This window comes from Enterobacter cloacae complex sp. CARB60 (assembly GCF_036487345.1).
GTDB lineage: Bacteria > Pseudomonadota > Gammaproteobacteria > Enterobacterales > Enterobacteriaceae > Enterobacter > Enterobacter asburiae_D.
In genome coordinates, this window is record NZ_JAZKLC010000002.1 from 826512 (window position 1) to 843921 (window position 17410).

The 17410-nt window shown below is 55.6% G+C and carries 13 protein-coding genes; 8 read left to right on the plus strand and 5 right to left on the minus strand.

Annotated features, from left to right (window positions below):
• Window positions 1-77 precede the first annotated feature (77 nt).
• The 3 genes from V4835_RS05070 to barA form a co-directional block, all read right to left on the minus strand.
• On the minus strand, window positions 78-1085 hold the full coding sequence (locus tag V4835_RS05070) for a DDE-type integrase/transposase/recombinase (RefSeq protein WP_331414086.1): 1008 nt from the start codon (window positions 1083-1085) through the stop codon (window positions 78-80).
• Window positions 1007-1234, minus strand: coding sequence for a hypothetical protein (locus V4835_RS05075; RefSeq protein WP_331411369.1), 228 nt, complete (start codon window positions 1232-1234; stop codon window positions 1007-1009). The genes V4835_RS05070 and V4835_RS05075 overlap by 79 nt, the downstream gene beginning before the upstream one ends.
• A 104-nt stretch (window positions 1235-1338) precedes the next feature.
• Window positions 1339-4098: a two-component sensor histidine kinase BarA gene (gene barA / locus V4835_RS05080; RefSeq protein ID WP_063144722.1), complete on the minus strand. Its 2760-nt coding sequence runs from the start codon at window positions 4096-4098 to the stop codon at window positions 1339-1341.
• Window positions 4099-4155: 57 nt separating this feature from the next.
• Between barA and rlmD the strand changes: the two genes are divergently transcribed.
• The 5 genes from rlmD to eno all read left to right on the plus strand — a co-directional run bounded on the left by rlmD (window position 4156) and on the right by eno (window position 11837).
• Window positions 4156-5454, plus strand: coding sequence for a 23S rRNA (uracil(1939)-C(5))-methyltransferase RlmD (gene rlmD, locus V4835_RS05085; RefSeq protein ID WP_148244309.1), 1299 nt, complete (start codon window positions 4156-4158; stop codon window positions 5452-5454).
• Between the two features lie 51 nt (window positions 5455-5505).
• Window positions 5506-7737: a GTP diphosphokinase gene (relA, locus tag V4835_RS05090; protein ID WP_331411371.1), complete on the plus strand. Its 2232-nt coding sequence runs from the start codon at window positions 5506-5508 to the stop codon at window positions 7735-7737.
• 66 nt (window positions 7738-7803) lie between these two features.
• Window positions 7804-8595: a nucleoside triphosphate pyrophosphohydrolase gene (mazG, locus tag V4835_RS05095; protein WP_331411373.1), complete on the plus strand. Its 792-nt coding sequence runs from the start codon at window positions 7804-7806 to the stop codon at window positions 8593-8595.
• Between the two features lie 223 nt (window positions 8596-8818).
• Window positions 8819-10456 (plus strand): glutamine hydrolyzing CTP synthase, encoded by a 1638-nt coding sequence (pyrG, locus tag V4835_RS05100; RefSeq protein ID WP_063144726.1) that lies wholly within the window; start codon window positions 8819-8821, stop codon window positions 10454-10456.
• 82 nt (window positions 10457-10538) lie between these two features.
• The gene (eno, locus tag V4835_RS05105) at window positions 10539-11837 is read left to right on the plus strand and encodes a phosphopyruvate hydratase (protein ID WP_010434599.1); all 1299 of its coding nucleotides are present in this window, start codon (window positions 10539-10541) and stop codon (window positions 11835-11837) included.
• Window positions 11838-11890: 53 nt separating this feature from the next.
• On the opposite strand, the gene V4835_RS05110 is transcribed toward eno, so the two are convergent.
• Both V4835_RS05110 and V4835_RS05115 read right to left on the minus strand, forming a co-directional pair.
• Window positions 11891-13000: an SDR family oxidoreductase gene (locus V4835_RS05110; RefSeq protein WP_331411375.1), complete on the minus strand. Its 1110-nt coding sequence runs from the start codon at window positions 12998-13000 to the stop codon at window positions 11891-11893.
• Window positions 13001-13348: 348 nt separating this feature from the next.
• Window positions 13349-14173, minus strand: a complete 825-nt coding sequence (locus tag V4835_RS05115) for a MurR/RpiR family transcriptional regulator (RefSeq protein WP_024909265.1) — start codon at window positions 14171-14173, stop codon at window positions 13349-13351.
• Window positions 14174-14338: 165 nt separating this feature from the next.
• Here V4835_RS05115 and V4835_RS05120 point away from each other — a divergent pair, with 165 nt between their 5' ends.
• Genes V4835_RS05120 through queE form a run of 3 tightly spaced genes read left to right on the plus strand, consistent with a single transcriptional unit; the run spans window position 14339 to window position 17331 of the window.
• Window positions 14339-15898, plus strand: coding sequence for a PTS transporter subunit EIIC (locus tag V4835_RS05120; protein ID WP_331411377.1), 1560 nt, complete (start codon window positions 14339-14341; stop codon window positions 15896-15898).
• On the plus strand, window positions 15898-16605 hold the full coding sequence (locus tag V4835_RS05125) for an N-acetylmannosamine-6-phosphate 2-epimerase (protein WP_063144728.1): 708 nt from the start codon (window positions 15898-15900) through the stop codon (window positions 16603-16605). The genes V4835_RS05120 and V4835_RS05125 overlap by 1 nt, the downstream gene beginning before the upstream one ends.
• 54 nt (window positions 16606-16659) lie before the next feature.
• The gene (gene queE / locus V4835_RS05130) at window positions 16660-17331 is read left to right on the plus strand and encodes a 7-carboxy-7-deazaguanine synthase QueE (RefSeq protein ID WP_023333236.1); all 672 of its coding nucleotides are present in this window, start codon (window positions 16660-16662) and stop codon (window positions 17329-17331) included.
• Window positions 17332-17410 lie beyond the last annotated feature (79 nt).

Genomic DNA, 17410 nt, shown 5'->3' on the forward strand with positions numbered 1-17410 from the left:
AATTGTAGGCCCGGTAAGCGTAGTGTATGACCGGATACATAGGTGACAGATCAGACCGGGAACATAGGTAACACTTTTTAGTCTATCCGGAGCACACTCTGGGTTTTTCGGTCATAGTACGCAAGCGTTATTCCGTTAAAGATGATGGCCTCAAGGCCATCATCTTGTTCTTCCAGCATGATGTACTCATCAGTCAGCGCTTCACTCAGGAACACCGTCCCCTTTTTCCCCATATAGAGTGTCCCCCTCGATTTCACCCTGTAGACCGTCCCTCCTTCCGGATAAACATATTCAGGAACCCTGCCATCCCAGTGACGGCCTGAGGGTTTCCATACCGTTCCGGGCGTTGCACCCGCCAGGGCTTCATGCGGCCTTTCGTGGTTAAACTCTTCCCGGTAGTCACTGAACCACCGCTGTTGTTCTTCCATCGTCATGAAGGTGTTGCCCTGTTTCACTGCACTTTTCAGCGAGCGGTGCATTCGCTCATGACGGCCGTTTTCTTCCGGATGCCCCTTTCTGATACGTTCCGGTCTGATGCCCAGCTTTATCAGCCAGACGGCAAGGCGACTTAACCCGGCGATACCTGTTCCCGCGAACGGCTGACCGTTATCCGTTCTCAGGACTTCCGGCAGACCGTACTCCAGGAATGCATCCGTCAGGCACTGCCTGACGAAGGGCTCGCTCTCCCGGTCCGTTCCCCGGCAGCTCAGAAGATACCGGCTGTGATTGTCGGTCAGGGTGAAGGGATGGCAGTACTCTCTGCTCAGCAGCCTGAACTTGCCTTTAAAATCAGCGCTCCAGACCTGATTGTTCTCACTGATGGTGGTCAGGGGCTGGCGATTACCCGGGGTTCTGCGTTTTCGCTTTTTATCCGGAACCAGGCCTTCACGCTTGAGGATATCGCCGATAGTGCTGGCAGCAGGGACGGTAAAATCGACGTGATGATTGAGCAGCCACATCCGCAGTTTTTTGGGGCCCCAGTCAGGGTGTTTTTGACGCAGGGCAGTCAGGTGTCCGGCGATATCATCAGTAACCGTCCGGGAGTGGGAGTGTGGCGCGCGCGACCGGTCAGAGAGAGATGACAGGTCAGAGGGGTCAAAACGCTGAAGCCATTTATAGCCGGTTTACGGCTGATGCCAAAAAGACGGCAAAGAGCGGAGAAGGAGTCCGTACCTGCATGGCAGGCACGGATAAAATCAAGGCGTTGCATAGGTCGGGTCTCAGTCCAGGGCATAGCGAGTCTCCTCTTCTATGCCAGTTATAACTGTTACCCATGTATCCGGTCTAAAGTGTTACCCATGTTTCCGGTTCATACCGTAGCGCCACCGGGCTTTTACCTCAGTTCCCCAGCACCTTCATCGCTTCCCGCGTTACGTTATCCATCTCATCCAGCAGCTCCAGGAACTCCGGTTCAAGCTCCGATTCCGGCGTACCGGCGCGAAGCTGCTGCTCCAGCAGCTGGCAAAGGTTTTTCAGCCGCGGCACGCCGCTGTAACCGCAGCTGCCGTGCAGCTTGTGGATCGCGTCCAGCAGGTCTTCCGGGTTTTCACCCACCAGCTGCTCTTCCACCTTATTGCGAATTTCCGGCAGAAACGCGACCAGCATTTGCAGCATTTCGCGGGCCAAATCGGGTTTACCTGCCGCCTGGCGCAGAGCAAGCTGCCAGTCAAAGGTCGCGTTCTGGTTGACGCTGATTTCAACCGGCTCGCTGGATACCGTGTACGTCCCGCCAATATGACCCGGCTTATAGCGTAACAGCAGGTTATGAAGTTTCTCTTCATCGATTGGCTTCGCCAGATAATCATTCATTCCGGCGCTCAGCAGCTTCTCTTTCTGACCGGCCATCGCGTGCGCGGTGACCGCAATGACCGGCGTTTGCTGCTGATGCGGCAGCTGGTGGATCAGCTCGCAGGCCCGAATGCCATCCATGCCCGGCATTTGAATATCCATCAGTATCAAATCAAACTGCATCTGCTTAGCCTGTTCAACCGCCTGCGCGCCGCTGGTGCACAGTTCAACATGCTGAACCTGGTCTTCAAGCAATACGCCAATGAGCTTCAGGTTGGCCGGATTATCATCCACCGCCATCACGCTCATCGGTAATTTTTGCTCATCGTCAATCAGCGGGAGGGCATGCTGGCTAAGACGGCAATACTCCGTGAGCGCGGGCAGCAGGCGGGTCGCGGTGAGCGGTTTCAGCAGACACGCGGCGGCCCCGTCATTTTTCAACTCTTCAGCATTGAGCTGGGCATGGCAGGGCAGCGCCAGCAGCAGGTAGTCGGTCATTGACGCGGCTTTCGCCAGCCGCTCCTGCTGCATGGTCAGTTCGCCGGTGAAGGTGACCGGGATCCCCATCAGCAGAATATCGTAGTGCTCAACGGCAAGCGCTGAGAAGGTTGGGCTGTAGACCACCTCCAACGGCGTGGTGCTTAAAATATCGAGCGCGCACTGCGCCGCCGCCGCGTTAGGTTCGACGTAGGCCAGACGCTTGCCTTTCAGGCAGTCCGTCACCGGGCCATCGGTCAGTACGTTCGGATTGAGATCCAGGTTAATGTGGAACCAGAAGGTTGAGCCGCGGTTTGGCTGGCTGTGGAAAGAGATATCGCCGCCCATCTCGTTCACCAGACGTTGCGTGATCACCAGCCCCAGGCCGGTACCGCCATGACGGCGGGAGATACTGGCATCCGCCTGGCGGAACGCCTGGAACAGACGCGACTGATCCCGCTCCGGAATACCGATGCCGGTATCGCGGATCTGGACTTCAATCTGGACCTTATTGCTGCTGATCGAGCGTTTTTCTACCAGAATGTCGATGTTACCGCTTTCGGTGAATTTAATGGCATTCCCGACAAGGTTGGTAATGACCTGCTGCAGACGCAGCGGATCGCCAATAACGTTATCCGGCACGTCGTTTTTAATGTTGAGCGTCAGCTCAAGGCCTTTGTCGTGCGACGAGTGCGCGAGCAGCGTCACCACCTCATCTAGCGTACTGCGCAGCGGGAAGGGAATACTCTCCAGGATCAGTTTGCCCGCTTCCAGCTTGGAGAAGTCCAGCACGTCGTTGATGATCGCCAGCAGGTTGTTGGCCGAGCGTTCGATGGTGTGCAGGTGATCGCGCTGAGTCGGGTTGAGCTCGCTTTTCAGGGTCAGGCGGGTGAAGCCGATCACGCCATTGAGCGGCGTACGCAGCTCGTGCGACATATTGGCCAGGAATTCCGACTTAATACGTGCCGCTTCCTGAGCGCGTTTTTTCGCCAGGTCCAGCTCAACGTTCTGGATCTCCATCTGCTCCAGCGTTTCGCGCAGGTCCGACGTCGCCTGGTCAACGTTGTGCTGCATCTCTTCGTGATACGCCGCCAGCGACATGGCCATCGAGTTGATGCCGTTCTTCAGCATATCCAGCTCGCCCAGCATAAACCCTTCCACCCGGCTGTCGAGCTGTCCCCGGCGGATGCGGTCAACCGTGTTAACCATGTTGCGGATGGGGCCCGTCACGTCGCGCATGAGGCGCCAGCCGAAGATCAGCGCAATGCCAATGCAGAACAGCATCATCACGCCAGAGATGAAGATTTCTTTGTACTGCTGTAGCCGGACCGACTTGAGATCCAGCTCCAGCGCCACGTACCCCAGCATATTGTTGCTGGATTTTGCGTCGGATTGCGCGGACTCATCGGGTGAATAGCTTTCCGATACGATCGGCGTGCGCAGGATCATGATATCGCCGCGCCGCAATACGGTGAGGTGGCGCGGGAACGGTGTACCGTCGGGGATCTTCAGCGCCGCCGGATCGAGATGAAAATTCGAGGTGACAAACAGGCGGTTATGTTCGTCGTAAACGGAAATGGCGCGTACGATGTCCGAGTGGCGGCGGTGGAGTACGCTGATTAACTGACCAATGGATTCGCGGTTTTGCAGGTTCATGCCGTACTCGCTGGAAACGGCAAGCGGTTCGATAATGCTGGCGCCTGCATCCTCCAGCTGTCGCTGCAAATCGTTATAGCGGTGCACCACAAAGAAGATACTCAGCAGCAAACCGATGAGAACGGTGGGGGCGAGGATCAAAATCATCATGCGCGCGCGCAGGCTGTAGTTGGTCATGGCGTTCCGTTATGGGACAATTAAGATAATTATGTTTATGTGAGAAAAATCTCGGCGATGGCGCAATTCTACTCTGCAAAGCGACGCGTGACGACGCGTCAAATCATCACTGTTGAAGCCACGGACCTCGATCCGTTTGGTCAGGGAGTGGCACGTCACAATGGTAAGGCTCTGTTTATAACAGGTTTACTGCCTACAGAACGAGCAGAAATTACGCTGACGGAAGATAAACGCCAGTTCGCGCGCGGACAGGTTAAGCGTCGCCTCAACGATAGCCCGGAGCGCGTGAAGCCCCGCTGCCCACATTTTGGCGTTTGCGGGGGCTGCCAGCAACAGCACGCGAGCACAGAATTACAGCAAAAAAGCAAAAGCCGCGCGCTGGCGCGTCAGCTTAAACATGACGTTAACGAAATTCTTGCCGACGAGCCCTGGGGCTACCGTCGGCGCGCGCGCCTGAGCCTCAGCTATCAGCCAAAAACGGCGCGGCTGGAGATGGGGTTTCGCAAGGCCGGCTCCAGTGACATCGTCGATGTGAAGCAGTGCCCTATTTTGGTGCCCCATCTTGAGGCGTTGCTTCCGGATGTGCGCACCTGTCTCTCCGGACTGGACGGCGTTCGCCACCTCGGACATGTCGAACTGGTCATGGCCAACAATGGACCGCTGATGGTCCTGCGCCATACCGCGCCGCTGTCGAAAAAAGATCGCGAAAAACTGGAACGCTTTTCGCATTCCCACGACCTGGCGCTTTTCCTTGCACCACAAAGCGAGATACTTGAGCAGGTTACCGGTGAGGCGCCCTGGTATGCGTCAAACGGGCTACGCTTAACGTTCAGCCCGAGGGATTTCATTCAGGTGAATGATGGCGTAAACCAGCAGATGGTTGAGAAAGCGCTGACGTGGCTGGATGTTCAGAAAAGCGATCGGGTGCTCGATCTGTTCTGCGGAATGGGCAACTTCACGCTGCCGTTGGCGCGAAAAGCGGCCAGCGTCGTCGGCGTGGAAGGCGTTGAGGCGCTGGTGGCTAAAGGGCAGGAGAACGCACAGCAGAACGGCTTGCAAAATGTGACATTCTTTCATCAAAATCTTGAGGAAGATGTCACCCAACAGCCGTGGGCAAAACAGGGCTTTGATAAAATTTTGCTCGACCCGGCGCGTGCCGGTGCCCCGGGTGTGATGGCACATATTATTAAACTCGCGCCGAAGCGTGTGGTCTATGTTTCCTGTAACCCGGCAACGCTTGCCCGGGACAGTGAGGCATTAATCAGCGCGGGTTACCAGATTCAGCGTCTGGCAATGCTGGACATGTTCCCGCACACTGGTCATCTGGAATCGATGGTGTTGTTCGAGCACATCTAATTTGTTTGGCTTGTCGACTTCGACAGGCCCTGGTCCCTAAAGGAGAGGACAATGGTTGCGGTAAGAAGTGCACATCTCAATAAAGCTGGGGAGTTTGACCCACAAAAATGGATCGCAAGTCTGGGAATTTCCAGCCAGCAGTCGTGTGAACGCTTAACCGAAACCTGGGCCTATTGTCTGCGCACCACGCAGGGGCATTCGGACGCCGATCTTCTCCTGTGGCGCGGCGTGGAGATGGTTGAAATCCTGTCCATGCTGAACATGGACATCGAAACGCTGCAGGCCGCGCTTCTCTTCCCCCTCGCGGATGCGGACGTGGTCAGCGAAGACGTGCTGCGCGACAGCGTCGGGACATCCGTCGTCGCGCTGATCCACGGCGTGCGCGATATGGCGGCTATCCGCCAGCTTAAAGCTGCCCATACCGATTCCGTCTCCTCTGAACAGGTCGATAACGTTCGACGGATGCTGTTGGCCATGGTGGATGACTTCCGCTGCGTGGTCATCAAGCTTGCCGAACGTATTGCCCACCTGCGTGAGGTGAAGGATGCGCCGGAAGACGAGCGAGTGCTGGCTGCCAAAGAGTGTACAAACATCTATGCGCCGCTGGCGAACCGCTTAGGGATCGGTCAGCTGAAATGGGAGCTGGAAGATTACTGCTTCCGCTACCTGCACCCGGCGGAATATAAACGTATTGCCAAACTCCTGCATGAGCGTCGTATCGATCGCGAGCACTATATCGAGGAATTTGTCGGCGGCCTGCGCCAGGCGATGAAGGAAGAGAACGTGCGCGCCGAAGTCTACGGGCGGCCTAAGCATATCTACAGCATCTGGCGCAAAATGCAGAAGAAACACCTCGCCTTTGACGAGCTGTTTGACGTGCGCGCCGTGCGTATCGTGGCGGAGCGTCTGCAGGACTGCTACGCCGCGCTGGGGATAGTACACACTCACTTCCGTCATCTGCCCGATGAGTTCGATGACTATGTCGCCAACCCCAAACCGAACGGCTATCAGTCTATCCATACCGTTGTGCTTGGCCCTGGCGGCAAAACGGTTGAGATTCAGATCCGCACCAAGCAGATGCACGAAGACGCCGAGCTGGGCGTGGCCGCGCACTGGAAATACAAAGAAGGTACCTCCGGCGGGGCGCGTTCAGGACATGAAGACCGCATTGCCTGGCTGCGCAAGCTGATTGCGTGGCAGGAAGAGATGGCCGATTCCGGCGAGATGCTCGACGAAGTGCGCAGCCAGGTCTTTGACGACCGCGTCTATGTCTTTACCCCGAAAGGGGACGTTGTCGACCTGCCTGCGGGCTCTACGCCGCTCGATTTTGCCTACCACATCCACAGCGATGTGGGACACCGCTGCATCGGGGCGAAAATCGGCGGACGCATCGTACCGTTCACCTACCAGCTGCAGATGGGTGACCAGATTGAAATCATTACTCAGAAGCAGCCCAACCCGAGCCGTGACTGGCTTAACCCTAACCTGGGCTACGTCACTACCAGCCGCGGGCGCTCGAAAATTCACGCCTGGTTCCGTAAACAGGATCGTGACAAGAACATTCTTGCCGGTCGCCAGATCCTTGACGACGAGCTGGAGCATATTGGGATAAGCCTGAAAGAGGCGGAGAAATTCCTGCTGCCGCGCTACAACTTCAACGAGCTTGACGAGCTGTTAGCGGCCATTGGCGGCGGTGATATCCGTCTGAATCAGATGGTGAACTTCCTGCAGGCGCAGTTCAATAAGCCAAGCGCGGCTGAGCAGGACGCGGCGGCGCTGAAGCAGCTGCAGCAGAAAACCTATGCGCCGCAGCAGCGCAGCAAAGACAACGGTCGCGTGGTGGTTGAAGGCGTCGGTAACCTGATGCACCACATTGCCCGCTGCTGCCAGCCGATCCCGGGCGACGATATCGTCGGCTTTATCACCCAGGGACGCGGGATTTCGATTCACCGTTCCGACTGCGATCAGCTTGCCGAGCTGCAGTCGCATGCGCCGGAGCGCATCGTGGAAGCGGTCTGGGGTGAGAGCTATTCCGCTGGCTATTCGCTGGTGGTGCGCGTCACTGCCAACGACCGCAGCGGCCTGCTGCGCGACATCACGACCATTCTCGCCAACGAGAAGGTCAACGTGCTGGGCGTCGCCAGCCGCAGCGATACCCGCGAGCAGCTTGCCACCATCGATATGACTATCGAAATCTACAACCTGCAGGTGCTGGGCCGCGTGCTCGGCAAACTGAACCAGGTGCCGGATGTGATTGACGCGCGTCGTCTGCACGGCGGTTAAACACACTCTTCTGTAGGCCGGGTAAGGCTTTGCCGCCACCCGGCTTGTTTTTTAATGGAAAAAACTATGACTCAAATCGACCGCCTGCTCGGCATCATGAAACGCCTGCGCGACCCGGAAAACGGCTGTCCGTGGGACAAAGAGCAGACTTTCGCCACCATCGCCCCTTACACCCTTGAAGAGACCTATGAGGTGCTGGACGCGATTTCCCGCGAAGATTTTGACGACCTGCGCGGCGAGCTGGGCGATCTGCTGTTCCAGGTGGTGTTCTATGCGCAAATGGCGCAGGAAGAAGGGCGCTTTAACTTTGACGATATCTGCGCTGCCATCAGCGACAAGCTGGAGCGCCGTCACCCCCATATCTTTGGCGATGCCACCGCCGGGAACAGCGCGGAAGTGCTGGCCCGCTGGGAGCAGATCAAAAGCGCCGAACGGGCGGAAAAATCTCAGCACTCGGCACTGGATGATATTCCGCTGAGCCTGCCCGCGCTGATGCGCGCGCATAAAATCCAGAAACGCTGCTCAGCAGTGGGTTTTGACTGGACCTCCCTCGGCCCGGTGCTGGATAAAGTGCACGAAGAGATTGATGAGGTCATGCACGAAGCGCAGCAGGCGGTGGTGGATGAAGCAAAGCTTGAGGAAGAGATGGGCGACCTGCTGTTTGCGACCGTCAACCTTTCTCGCCACCTGGGTGTAAAAGCGGAAACCGCACTGCAAAAAGCCAACATAAAATTCGAACGACGCTTTCGCGAAGTTGAGCGGATTGTGGCCTCGCGAGGCCTGGACATGACCGGCATTGACCTCGAGGCAATGGAAGAAGTCTGGCAGGAAGTAAAGCGCCAGGAATCTGATCTCTAACGAGATTTTGCGATCAAGCGCAATTTGTGTGATTTTTTAAATGACAAGCGCTTGATTTGCGTCAAAAACATTTACCCAAAAGGGGCTATTTTCTCACTCCTTATGTTTGTCATGGCCTGGAATGGAGACGGAGAATGAAAGTTTGTGGCGCTCGCCGTGTTCGGGTATACTACTTTCCCGTCCTGGTTATTCCATCGTTTCACCCTAACTTCTCAGGTTCAGCATGACAACGAACTATATTTTTGTGACCGGCGGGGTCGTATCCTCTCTGGGTAAAGGCATTGCCGCAGCCTCCCTCGCAGCCATTCTTGAAGCCCGTGGCCTCAATGTGACCATGATGAAACTGGATCCGTACATCAACGTCGATCCGGGCACCATGAGCCCAATCCAACACGGGGAAGTGTTCGTTACTGAAGACGGCGCTGAAACCGATTTGGATCTTGGCCACTACGAGCGTTTCATCCGCACCAAAATGACCCGTCGTAACAACTTCACGACTGGCCGCATCTACTCCGACGTTCTGCGTAAAGAGCGCCGTGGTGACTACCTGGGTGCAACCGTTCAGGTTATCCCGCACATCACTAACGCAATCAAAGAACGCATTGTTGCGGGTGGCGAAGGCCACGACGTGGTGCTGGTTGAAATCGGCGGTACCGTGGGTGATATCGAATCCCTGCCATTCCTGGAAGCGATTCGTCAGCTGGCGGTAGATATTGGCCGTGAAAACGCGCTGTTCATGCACCTGACCCTGGTGCCGTACATGGCCGCCGCAGGTGAAGTGAAAACCAAGCCGACTCAGCACTCTGTGAAAGAGCTGCTCTCTATTGGTATTCAGCCAGATATCCTGGTTTGCCGCTCCGATCGCGCGGTTCCGGCGAACGAACGTGCGAAAATTGCATTGTTCTGTAACGTGCCTGAAAAAGCCGTTATTTCAATGAAAGATGTCGATTCCATTTATAAAATCCCGGGCCTGTTGAAATCGCAGGGCCTGGACGATTATATTTGTAAACGATTCAGCTTGAACTGTCCGGAAGCTAACCTGTCTGAATGGGAACAGGTTATTTATGAAGAAGCCAACCCGGCTGGCGAAGTGACTATCGGTATGGTCGGCAAGTACATTGAACTGCCGGATGCCTATAAGTCAGTGATCGAAGCGCTGAAACACGGTGGTCTGAAGAACCGTGTCTCCGTGAACATCAAGCTGATTGATTCGCAGGATGTAGAAACGCGTGGCGTTGAAATCCTGAAAGATCTGGATGCTATCCTTATCCCTGGCGGCTTCGGCTACCGTGGTGTAGAAGGCAAGATCGCCACCGCGCGCTATGCGCGTGAAAACAATATCCCATACCTCGGCATCTGTCTGGGTATGCAGGTTGCGCTGATCGAATTCGCGCGCAACGTAGCGGGAATGGAAAACGCGAACTCTACGGAATTTGTGCCAGACTGTAAGTACCCTGTGGTGGCGCTTATCACTGAATGGCGTGACGAAGAAGGTAACGTCGAAGTCCGTACCGAGAAAAGCGATCTGGGTGGCACCATGCGTCTTGGCGCACAGGCCTGCCAGCTGTCTGACGATAGCGTGGTTCGCAAGCTGTATGGCGAGCCGGTCATCACCGAGCGCCATCGTCACCGCTATGAAGTCAACAACATGTTGTTGAAACCTATTGAAGCTGCGGGCCTGCGTGTTGCGGGCCGCTCCGGGGATGATCAGTTAGTCGAGATCATTGAAGTGCCAAACCATCCTTGGTTTGTCGCCTGCCAGTTCCACCCGGAATTTACTTCAACGCCGCGTGATGGGCACCCGCTGTTTGCAGGCTTCGTGAAGGCCGCCAGCGATTACCAGAAGCGTCAGGCGAAGTAAAAAAAGTTAGAACGGCAACGCGTACCTTTGGTACGCGTTGTTTGTCTGGAGTTTTAGTTTAACTTGTACTGAGGAAAATCTAATGTCCAAAATCGTTAAAGTCATCGGTCGTGAAATCATCGACTCCCGTGGTAACCCGACCGTTGAAGCCGAAGTTCACCTGGAAGGTGGTTTCGTTGGTATGGCTGCTGCTCCATCAGGTGCTTCTACCGGTTCTCGCGAAGCGCTGGAACTGCGCGATGGCGACAAATCCCGCTTCCTGGGCAAAGGCGTACTGAAAGCGGTTGGCGCTGTAAACGGTCCGATTGCTCAGGCAATCCTTGGCAAAGACGCCAAAGACCAGGCTGGCATCGACAAGATCATGATCGATCTGGACGGTACTGAAAACAAATCTAACTTCGGTGCGAACGCAATCCTGGCTGTTTCCCTGGCGAACGCCAAAGCAGCTGCAGCAGCGAAAGGTCAGCCACTGTTCGAGCACATCGCTGAACTGAACGGCACCCCAGGCAAATACTCCATGCCTGTACCAATGATGAACATCATCAACGGTGGTGAGCACGCAGACAACAACGTTGATATTCAGGAATTCATGATTCAGCCAGTTGGCGCGAAATCCCTGAAAGAAGCGGTACGTATGGGTTCTGAAGTGTTCCACAACCTGGCTAAGGTTCTGAAAGCTAAAGGTATGAACACTGCTGTTGGTGACGAAGGTGGCTATGCGCCAAACCTGGGTTCTAACGCAGAAGCACTGGCTGTTATCGCAGAAGCAGTAAAAGCTGCTGGCTACGAGCTGGGCAAAGACATCACCCTGGCGATGGACTGTGCAGCATCTGAATTCTACAAAGACGGTAAATACGTTCTGGCTGGCGAAGGCAACAAAGCGTTCACCTCCGAAGAGTTCACTCACTTCCTGGAAGACCTGACCAAACAGTACCCAATCGTCTCTATCGAAGACGGTCTGGACGAGTCTGACTGGGCTGGCTTCGCATACCAGACTAAAGTACTGGGCGACAAAATCCAGCTGGTTGGTGACGACCTGTTCGTAACCAACACCAAGATCCTGAAAGAAGGCATCGAGAAAGGCATCGTTAACTCCATCCTGATCAAATTCAACCAGATCGGTTCTCTGACCGAAACTCTGGCTGCGATCAAAATGGCGAAAGACGCTGGCTACACCGCTGTTATCTCTCACCGTTCTGGCGAAACTGAAGACGCTACCATTGCCGACCTGGCTGTTGGTACCGCTGCAGGCCAGATCAAAACCGGTTCTATGAGCCGTTCTGACCGTGTTGCTAAATACAACCAGCTGATTCGTATCGAAGAAGCACTGGGCGAAAAAGCACCATACAACGGTCTGAAAGAGATCAAAGGCCAGGCATAATTGCTTAAGCCTTAAAATGAAAATGCCAGTCGAATGACTGGCATTTTTTTTGGCTATTTAAAATCGACCGCCATTTGCTCCGGAATGGTCAGCCCCTGGGTGGTTTGCACGCAGCGGGCGATGTAGTCCGTAAACCGGGGTGGCTTCGGCATCCCCATGCTCAGCAGCTTATCGTTGCTGAAGCGCACGTTAAGCGTGGCAAACGCACCGTATAAACGCATGGCTTTCAGCATCAGACGTTCGTTGCACGGCCCAAAAATATGTTTCAACTCGCGGCGCATTCTGACCAGCGTTTCGTAGCTGACCTGCGCATATTTATCCCCGACGGGGGCTTTCTCCAGCGCCTGCGCCATTGCCTGATCGATATCCGCAAAGCGAACGCTGTTCTCTTCTCCCGCAGAAATGTGTACCACTTCTCCTGGACGCGCGTTGCTGTTGAGCAGCATTAACAGCGCATCGGCGCAATAATCCACCGGAACAACGTCGATCCGGTCTTCCATTGAGCACATAAACTTCTGCAGCATCAGGCCCATGCTAAAGACCCAGAAAATGCTGCTCGACGGCGTACAGCCGTGACGGGTATGGCCGACGACGATGGACGGGCGGGCGATGAGCAGCGGCAGGTTCGGACACTCCTGACGCATCAGCTGTTCAATGGTTGACTTCGAAAACGTGTATTCCACCAGGTGTTCAGCATTCTCTCTGAATTCAGCGCTTTCGGCGACCAGTGAATCCTGCTCCGGCGTGCATGACATCGCGGTGCCGACGTGGAGGAAACGCTGCAGTCCTGCGACCTGCTCCATACGGCGTGCCAGCGCGAGCGTACCTTCAACGTTGACCTTCCAGATCAGCGGGTTATTACCAAATGAGGCGACGGCCGCACAGTTAACGACATGCGTGACCCGATCCAGACGGGGATCGTTCAGAAAGGCCTCTGGCTGGCTGAGATCGCCAATCAGGATATTATCCACGCTCAGGGAGGCCAGTTTGTCCTCGGGAACGTTGAACTTGCGCATATTCTCCAGCACGCGCTGCAGTCCGCTTTGCGGATTGCCGGCACGCGCGAGCAAAAGCAGTTTTACGGGTTGATCGTTGGTCAGGATTTTTTCAAGAACTGCACCGCCCAGAAATCCGGTCACGCCTGTAATCAATAACATCTTCATTAATACCGTCTCATTATGATTGATGAGGCGGATTGTAGGCGCGCAAAAGTAAACGGCATTTAAATAATAAAACGCCGAAATCAATGGCGTCTTAAGCTTATTTTAAGGAAAGGAAATCGGGTGGATATATTGGACATTAATGAAATGGTAAAGATTCATTTTATTAAGATATAAATTTTAACTAATTGAATTTAATGGTTTTTATTGGTGGCGCGTCAAATGGTGAAGGTAATTCAAAATGTAATAAATATAATAATTTGTTACACCAAACATTTACCAAATAAATGATTTAAACACCACTTAACTCAAATCATTCGCAGGCCTATTTATTTAGCCTGCGAATGCTTTTCAGAGCAAAAGGGGAAGCGTGGCGCTGGCTGTTTGTTGGCTAACGTCGCCGTAATGACCATCCAGCGCAATCATGGACGTGGTCAGCAGCTCGACCAGCAGCATCACCCCAACCTTAGCATTGAGCGCGCCTGCGCTAAGGGGCCCCTCTGGTTTGGCGGCAACCAGCAGCATGTCGCTCAGAGACGCCAGCGGGCTGCGGGGCGTATTGCTGAGTGCCAGAACTTTAACGCCGCGCTTGCGGGCAAGCTTCACCACGTGGAGTAGATCCCGCGTTGAACCCGAGCTGGAGATGGCCACGACCAGCGTCTCTTTCGAAAGCGTTGTCGCATTCATGGCTGCGCGGTGCATATCGCTAAACAGCTGTGCGGGTTTACCCAGCCGCAGCAGCTTGTAATGCAGATACTCCCCGAGGATCGCGCTGGCCGCGACGCCATAAATCTGCACGGATTGCGCCTGGTGCAGCGCCAGCGCGGCCTTTTCAAGCAGCGTGCGGTCGAGGAGTCTGGCGGTATCCTGCAAAGCCTGCACCGACTCATCCACGACGTTATCAATCTCATCCCCCGCCTGACGCGCGGGCTGGCCCTGCTGAATATCCAGCGCAAGCGCCATTTTAAATTCGTTATAGCCCTTGCAGCCCAGCGTCCGGCAAAGGCGCGTGACGCTGGCCTCGCTGGTGTGGCTCTCGCGCGCCAGCTCAGTGATCGTCAGGTAGAGCACCCGGGCGGGATCGCTGAGGACAAACTCGCCGAGTTTTTGTTGCGTTGGGCTGTACCCGGAAGCCTCCTGGCGGAGCTTCAGCAGCAGATTTTCATGGTCCGACATGCCACGTCCTTAATGTGTTTCGCTGCGACTAGTGTGGCGGAAAGGAGGGGAAAGATGCCAGTCATTTTGAAAAAGTATGATCGGCTTCCTGGTTTTTGATGATAATTTTCACTCTTATATATTTATGTGGTAAAAATTTTCATCACTTAATGGGGAGATGAAAAAATGATGCAAATGTTCAGTGGCGCTTCTTCGGGGGGATGGTTTGAAAAAGCGCAGCGCTTTGGTAAATCCTTTATGTTGCCCATCGCCGTGTTGCCCGCGGCGGGTCTGCTGCTGGGGATAGGCGGCGCGCTATCGAATCCCAATACGCTGGCGGCTTATCCGTTTTTAGACGTGGGCTGGCTGCAGGCCATTTTCACCATCATGAGCAGCGCCGGTTCAATTGTGTTTGCGAACCTCTCGGTGCTGTTTGCGGTTGGGGTAGCCGTAGGGTTGGCAAAAAGCGATAAGGGCACGGCTGGGCTGGCGGCGCTACTCGCGTTTCTGGTGATGAATGCCACCATCAACGCGCTGCTGATCCTCACCGGCAAACTGGCGCACGAGAACCCGGGCGCTGTGGGGCAGGGCATGACGCTGGGTATTCAGACGCTGGAAACCGGCGTGTTTGGCGGCGTGGTGATTGGTCTGGTGACCTGCGCGCTCCATCATCGGTTTAATAAAATTGCGCTTCCGCAGTTCCTCGGGTTCTTTGGCGGCTCGCGCTTTGTCCCCATTATCAGCTCCCTGGCGGCGATACTCGTCGGCGCGCTCATGACCGTGGTCTGGCCGCATTTCCAGAAACTGATTTTTGGTCTCGGCGGCCTGGTGGATGCCACCGGTTATCTGGGCACCCTGCTGTACGGCTTCATTTTGCGCATGCTGGGCCCGTTTGGTTTGCACCACATCTTCTATCTGCCGTTCTGGACCACCGCGCTCGGCGGCAGTGAGATTGTCAACGGTCACCTGGTTGAGGGCACACAGCGGATCTTCTTCGCCCAGTTGGCCGACCCGAACACGCAGCATTTCTATGAGGGCACGTCGCGCTTCATGTCCGGGCGCTTTATTACGATGATGTTTGGCCTGCTCGGCGCGTGTCTGGCGATGTACCACACGGCAAAACCGGAGAACAAAAAGCGCGTTGCCGGGCTGCTGCTCTCTGCGGCGTTAACCTCGTTCCTGACCGGGATTACCGAGCCTATTGAGTTCTCCTTCCTGTTTATTGCGCCGGTGCTTTACGTCATTCATGCGCTGTTTGACGGGCTGGCGTTCATGCTCGCCCACATGCTGCATATCACCATCGGACAAACCTTCTCCGGCGGGTTTATCGACTTCGTGCTGTTCGGCATTTTGCAGGGGGAGGCCAAAACCAACTGGATGTTCGTTCCGCTGGTCGGCGTGCCGTGGTTCTTCCTTTACTACTTCACCTTCCGCTACCTGATTAACCGCTTCGATTTCGCCACGCCGGGTCGGGAAAAGGAGGCGGTGGCCGATGAGGTGACCTTCTCGCAGAGCGAGCGCGCCGTTGCGGTGATCGCTGGATTAGGCGGAAAAGACAATCTGGAAGAGGTGGACTGCTGCGCCACGCGGCTTCGCGTCACGGTGAAGGACGGCAGCAAAGTGAATGACGCGGCGCTGAAAGCCACCGGCGCGCGCGGCGTTATCGTGCGCGGTAACGGTGTTCAGGTCATTTATGGCCCGCACGTCACGATTATCAAAAACGAAGTGGAAGAGATCTTATCGTAATGAAAACTGTACTGGATAACCTGAAGGGAAAACTGGTCGTCTCCTGTCAGGCGCTGGAGAATGAACCGCTGCACAGCCCGTTTATTATGTCGCGGATGGCGCTGGCGGCGGCGCAGGGCGGGGCCGCTGCCATTCGTGCCAACAGCGTGGTGGATATCGAGGCCATTAAGCAGCAGGTCTCTTTGCCGGTCATCGGCATCATCAAACGGGATTACCCGGAAAGCGAAGTGTTTATCACCGCCACGATGAAAGAGGTGGATGAGCTTATGAGCGTCTCTCCGGAAATCATTGCGCTTGATGCGACGGCGCGGGAGCGCCCCGGTGGGGAATTCCTGGAAACGCTGGTCACGCGCATTCGCTCGCGCTATCCCGCGGTGCTGCTGATGGCGGATATCGCCTCCGTGAGTGAAGCCGTGACGGCGCAGGCGCTTGGCTTTGACTGCGTCGGCACCACGCTTTACGGCTATACGGCGGAAACGGCGGGCCATTCGCTTCCGGAGAACGACTGCGCGTTCCTGAAGGCCGTGCTGGCTGCCGTGACGGTACCCGTGGTTGCCGAAGGTAACGTGGATACGCCTGAACGCGCGGCCAGATGCCTGGCGCTGGGCGCGCATACGGTCGTCGTCGGCGGCGCGATCACCCGTCCACAGCAAATTACCGAGCGTTTTATGGCGGCGATTGGCGCGCAAAGCACCGATGGAGCATGACCATCCGGCGGGGATCTGCGATACTTATCGTTTATCCCCTTTACTGAGATGACTATGCAGTACCCGATTAACGAGATGTTCCAGACCCTGCAAGGCGAGGGTTACTTTACCGGCGTTCCCGCTATTTTCATTCGTTTACAGGGATGCCCGGTTGGCTGTGCCTGGTGTGATACCAAACATACGTGGGATAAGCTCGCAGATCGGGAAGTGTCGCTGTTTAGCATACTGGCGAAAACCAAAGAGAGCGATAAGTGGGGCGCGGGCAGTTCAGAAGATCTGCTGGCCATTATTGGTCGTCAGGGCTGGACGGCGCGCCACGTGGTGATCACCGGCGGTGAACCCTGCATCCACGATCTGACGCCGCTGACCGAGCTGCTCGAAAAGAACGGCTACAGCTGCCAGATTGAAACCAGCGGCACCCATGAAGTGCGCTGTTCACACACGACCTGGGTGACGGTATCGCCAAAAGTGAATATGCGCGGCGGATATGACGTGCTGTCTCAGGCGCTGGAACGCGCGGATGAGATTAAGCACCCGGTAGGGCGCGTGCGTGATATTGAAGCGCTGGACGAACTGCTGGCCACGCTGACGGATGAAAAGCAGCGCGTCATTGCGCTCCAGCCGATCAGCCAGAAAGACGACGCCACGCGCCTGTGCATTGAAACCTGTATTGCGCGTAACTGGCGCCTGTCGATGCAGACGCACAAGTACCTGAATATTGCCTAAAAAAAAGCCCGGTGGCGCTAGCGCTTACCGGGCCTACGGTTCGAGGCTCTTGTAGGCCGGGTAAGCGTCAGCGCCACCC